The sequence below is a fragment of the Sphingobacterium shayense genome, from assembly GCF_013179575.1.
Taxonomy (GTDB): domain Bacteria; phylum Bacteroidota; class Bacteroidia; order Sphingobacteriales; family Sphingobacteriaceae; genus Sphingobacterium; species Sphingobacterium shayense.
In genome coordinates, this window is sequence record NZ_JABMCQ010000239.1 from 1 (window position 1) to 4,440 (window position 4,440).

Sequence of the window (4,440 nt, forward strand, 5' to 3'; positions counted from 1 at the left end):
CAGGAAACGCTTTCTCCATTGCCTGTAGGCCAAAATCTTCCCGATGTAAATCGGTTGTTGTACTTTTGAAACCTTCTAGAGAAAGTATTTTTTCTTGAAGTTTTTTTATGATTTCTTTTTTTGCTGTCCCCTCCATATCCGAAAAAAAATGTATATTTGTTATTATTAATAACAATTGTTCGTTATCAATTATAACAAATGAAAACTGAAAATCAAAAAATATTTTTTGCATCTAACATTAAATTTCTTCGTGAGCGTAAACGGATGAGTCAAGAGGTTGTTGCTGCCAAACTTGGATTGACAAGGGCTAAGCTAGCAGCAATTGAAGCAGGAAATACAAAATCTCCACAGCCGGAGGACTATTTGAACTTTTCATCTTTTTTCTCGGTTAGTGTGGATACGTTACTGAAAGTAGATTTGTCAAAGCTCGGGGAGTTGAAGTTGCGAGAGCTAGAAGCGGGAAATGATGTGTATATAAAGGGAGGGAATTTGCGTGTGCTGGCCATTAGCGTAGACACAGGAAATAACGAGCATATAGAATATGTCCCTATTAAAGCCAAGGCTGGTTATGCTGCGGGTTATGCAGATCCAGAATTTATTGCCGGTTTACCAAAATACTCGATGCCTAATTTACCGAAGGGGGATACCTATCGTATATTTCCAATTACAGGAGATTCTATGCTTCCTATACCCGATGGAAGTGATATTACAGGTAAATATCTTGCTGATTGGAGCACAATAAAACCGGATACCCCCTGTATTGTGATTTTAAAAGGACAAAATGATTTTGTATTCAAGTTGGTGACTGTTAATACGGACGGAACCCTTGTTTTACGATCGTTAAATCCAGTTTATCAACCTTATCAGGTCGATATTCATGAGGTCTTGGAAATATGGAAATTTTATACATACACTACTAAAGTCTTTCCGGAGTCTCAGTCTGATATGTCGATTGTGCTGAGAGCAATCCAAGAGTTGGATCGTAAAATGCACACAAAGTAAATTATTCTCCCTTATTGAGATGAATAAGGGGCGTTGTTTTTGTAAGGGATTCTTTAGTAATACTCCAGTATAGCTAAGGATGATCAGAAGAACTTTAAATCACGATAATGAAGGTGGTCGATGCAGTAACAGGCTTTTTAGGTATATTACAGACATTTCAAGCAGGATATTTTGACCATTAGATGAGTCTGCGCCCGTTGCAGCGCAACCTCTAGACTCTGCTGGGGCGCCAGTCCATAGAAGACCGTTCGAATTATGTTTTCATTAAAATTTCAGGTATTTTGCGCCGTTAATTCAGCGTATGGAATATTTTGAAGAACTCACGTCTCTATTAGATCAGGAGCAACATTACGATCGAGTGCAGTACGAAGCGCTTTTGGTAAAAAGCTCGTTACAAGAGCGTCGTTCACAAGGAATGACATGGTTTCCGATCTCTATCGGAGGAAGTGAACTAGGTCGTGGAGATTATTTAACCATTAGCGTAAATAAAGTTAATAATCTTCAAGAAGGAGATAAATTTCGTTTTGGTATGCCGGTATCATTATTTTCTAATCATGATCCAAAACACGATCGTATTGATGGGGTTGTTGCTTTTGTACGAGGGGATACTATGCGGATTTCATTTCGCGTGGATGAATTACCTGATTGGAGCCGCAGAGGTAAATTGGGAGTAGATTTATTGTTTGATGAAAATTCCTATCGAGAGATGCACAATGCTCTACGAAAAGCTAAGGAGTTAAAGTCTGATCCTAAAGATGGTGCACTTGTTCGACAACTTATTGGGGAACAGGCTTTACCGACCCTTTTACAGCAGGAATCAAGTTACAATAATGAAGATTGTAACCCCAGTCAGAACAGCGCCATTCAACATATTTTGGGAACTAGTCCACTGTCTATTTTACATGGCCCTCCGGGCACAGGTAAGACGACAACACTTGTCAAAGGGATAGCGGCATTATTAAATCAGGAAAAAAAACAAATTTTAGTTGTTGCTCCCAGTAACACTGCTGTAGATGTGCTGACTGAAAGGCTTGATGCGGCAGGGTTGTCGGTGGTGCGAATAGGAAATCCTGTTAAAGTTTCGGATCATTTACAAGAGCTTACACTGGATGCAATGGTAGAGATGCATAGTGCCAATAAAGAAGCGAAAAACCTAGCTAAGCAAGCCCGCGCATATACAGAGATGGCTCATAAATACAAACGGAGTTTTGGAAGGAATGAGCGGGAGCAGCGAAAGGCTTTGTTTGACGAGGTACGTAAGCTGCGTAAAGAAATTGACCGCATACAGGATTATATTTTGGAAGATATTCTCGCCAAGGTGCAAATAGTTACTGCAACGTTGGTTGGTGCCAGTCATTTTACGATTCGCGATAGAAAGTATGCTACTGTTGTTATCGATGAAGCAGCGCAAGCACTCGAGCCAGCATGCTGGATTCCTATTTTAAAGGCAAGCAAACTTGTATTAGCCGGAGATCATCTTCAACTACCTCCGACAGTCAAGTCGCACAGCAATATCCGCACTGGACTTAATAATACTCTGTTTGAGAAGCTTGCCCGAAAATATCCTTTGGAGGTATCCTTGCTGGATGTGCAGTACCGGATGCATGAACATATCATGCAGTATCCATCGCAAGCTCTTTATGATGGAAAACTGCAAGCCGCTAGTTTTGTTGAAAAATGGACTTTGCTACAAGATTCAGCCCCAATCGTTTTTATTGATACAGCAGGAAGTGGATTTGAAGAAACACAGCTTGATAATGCTATTTTTAATGTTGAAGAAGCTCAGTTTTTACGAAAGCATCTTACTGAAACGTTACTGAAACTTAAAATAAGTTACCAAGGGATACCTTTCCCAAGAATCGGCATTATAGCTCCATACCGTAGACAGGTAGCATTACTTAAAGAAATCATTACCGAAGATGAACAGTTAAAACCTTTTTTGAAGTATATTCAAGTAAATACTATTGATAGTTTTCAAGGGCAGGAAAAGGATGTAATTTATATTAGTTTGACACGAAGTAACGATGAGCAGCAAATAGGTTTTTTATCTGATGTTCGACGGATGAATGTGGCTATGACGCGTGCGAAGAAAAAGCTTATAATTATTGGTGATAGCAGTACTATTGGTCAACATCCATTTTATCAAGGACTGCTGTCATTTACGGAATCTGTGGAGCAATACCGCAGTGTTTGGGAGTGGGCCTAAACTTCTAAGAACAAAATTTTGTTTCAATATTCAAGAGTTGAAGATTGTCACAAGATAAAAAGCTTTCGTTTTCAGGAAATTACTATGATAATGGTGTAGAGAGTGCTGTAATGAATGTAAATTATTTACATATGTTGCAGTGTTGAACAGATTCTGAATATAACGAACTAAATAGGTACGAGTGGAGTGAAAAAAGAGAAAAACATAGAGTTCGTTTGGATAAGATCAGTATATTTATGATTGTTTGTGGAGGATTCCCATCGTTAGGAAAAAATTGCGGCATCCCCTTAAAGAATATCTCAGCCTTCTAAAAAAGAAATGAATTCTAAGATCTCAATTATTTTCGAAAAGAAACCATTTAAATACCTTTTGGTTACGTGTTTGTTATTAATTTCGACGAACGGTTTATTTGCACAGAGAAAGCATATATTATTTATCGGGGATTCTATTACGGATGGAAATTGGGGTGGTGGGGGAGCGAAGCCAAGTCGAGAACGAAACCATTTGGATCAAAATCATCTTTTCGGAAGTGGATTTATGTATCTCTCGGCGGCTTATTATATGGGGAAGTTTCCGGGCTATAACCTCAGTTTTTTCAACCGTGGTATAAGTGGAAATACGCTGGAAGATCTTTCGGCGCGCTGGCAATCAGATGTGCTCGATTTGAATCCCGATATTCTTTCCATTTTGATAGGAACTAATGACGTCGCTAAATTTTTGGAATCAAAGGATAAATCATTTGACGAGGTTGTTTGGTCTAAAAAATATTCCGAGCTAATTATAAAGACAGTAAAGGAATACCCGAATGTTAAGATTCTTCTATGTACTCCTTTCGTGAGTCCAGGAGCTCGGGTCGAAAATTATGACCGTTACGCCGATCTAATAAAAGTACTATCCATAGAGATACACAAGTTAGCCGCTAAACACCATGTTACATTAGTAGATTTTCATAGTATGTATGCAGATCTAATAGTCGACAACCCTCAAACTTCGCCTGATTATTGGTTATGGGATGGTGTTCATCCGACAGCAGCCGCTCATCAAAAGATGGCGGAATTATGGCGAACTACCGCCGAGGCTTATATTATTAATTAGCGAACTAATGCGCCGAAAAGTAAGAAATAAGATAGAATTACTAAGGATATAGTGAAATGTGATCATTAATATTGAAAAGCTATCTAAGCAATGTTTTAACATTGCTTTTTTATTTTATATGCACCGGTCAGTTGATA

General features: G+C 38.7%; 3 protein-coding genes and 1 pseudogene. 3 read left to right on the forward strand and 1 reads right to left on the reverse strand.

Annotation, left to right across the window (positions count from 1 at the left end):
- Positions 1–232 (reverse strand): annotated as a pseudogene (locus HP439_RS19480) (hypothetical protein); the annotation flags it as partial.
- On the opposite strand from HP439_RS19480, the gene HP439_RS17960 reads away from it, so the two are divergent.
- The 3 genes from HP439_RS17960 (at position 199) to HP439_RS17970 (ending at position 4,303) form a co-directional block, all read left to right on the forward strand.
- Entirely contained in the window at positions 199–1,002 is an 804-nt protein-coding gene (locus tag HP439_RS17960) for an XRE family transcriptional regulator (RefSeq protein ID WP_172391711.1), read from the forward strand. The pseudogene HP439_RS19480 and the gene HP439_RS17960 sit on opposite strands and share 34 nt — an antisense overlap.
- 301 nt (positions 1,003–1,303) lie before the next feature.
- A complete protein-coding gene (locus HP439_RS17965; RefSeq protein ID WP_172391712.1) occupies positions 1,304–3,208 on the forward strand; it encodes an AAA domain-containing protein in 1,905 nt (634 codons plus the stop codon).
- Positions 3,209–3,526: 318 nt separating this feature from the next.
- Positions 3,527–4,303, forward strand: coding sequence for an SGNH/GDSL hydrolase family protein (locus HP439_RS17970; RefSeq protein ID WP_172391713.1), 777 nt, complete (start codon positions 3,527–3,529; stop codon positions 4,301–4,303).
- Positions 4,304–4,440: the final 137 nt, after the last annotated feature.

Coding starts and splice junctions, on each gene's coding strand:
- HP439_RS17970 (WP_172391713.1), top strand. CDS start 3,527: ATGAATTCTAAGATCTCAATTATTTTCGAAAAGAAACCATTTAAATAC.
- HP439_RS17965 (WP_172391712.1), top strand. CDS start 1,304: ATGGAATATTTTGAAGAACTCACGTCTCTATTAGATCAGGAGCAACAT.
- HP439_RS17960 (WP_172391711.1), top strand. CDS start 199: ATGAAAACTGAAAATCAAAAAATATTTTTTGCATCTAACATTAAATTT.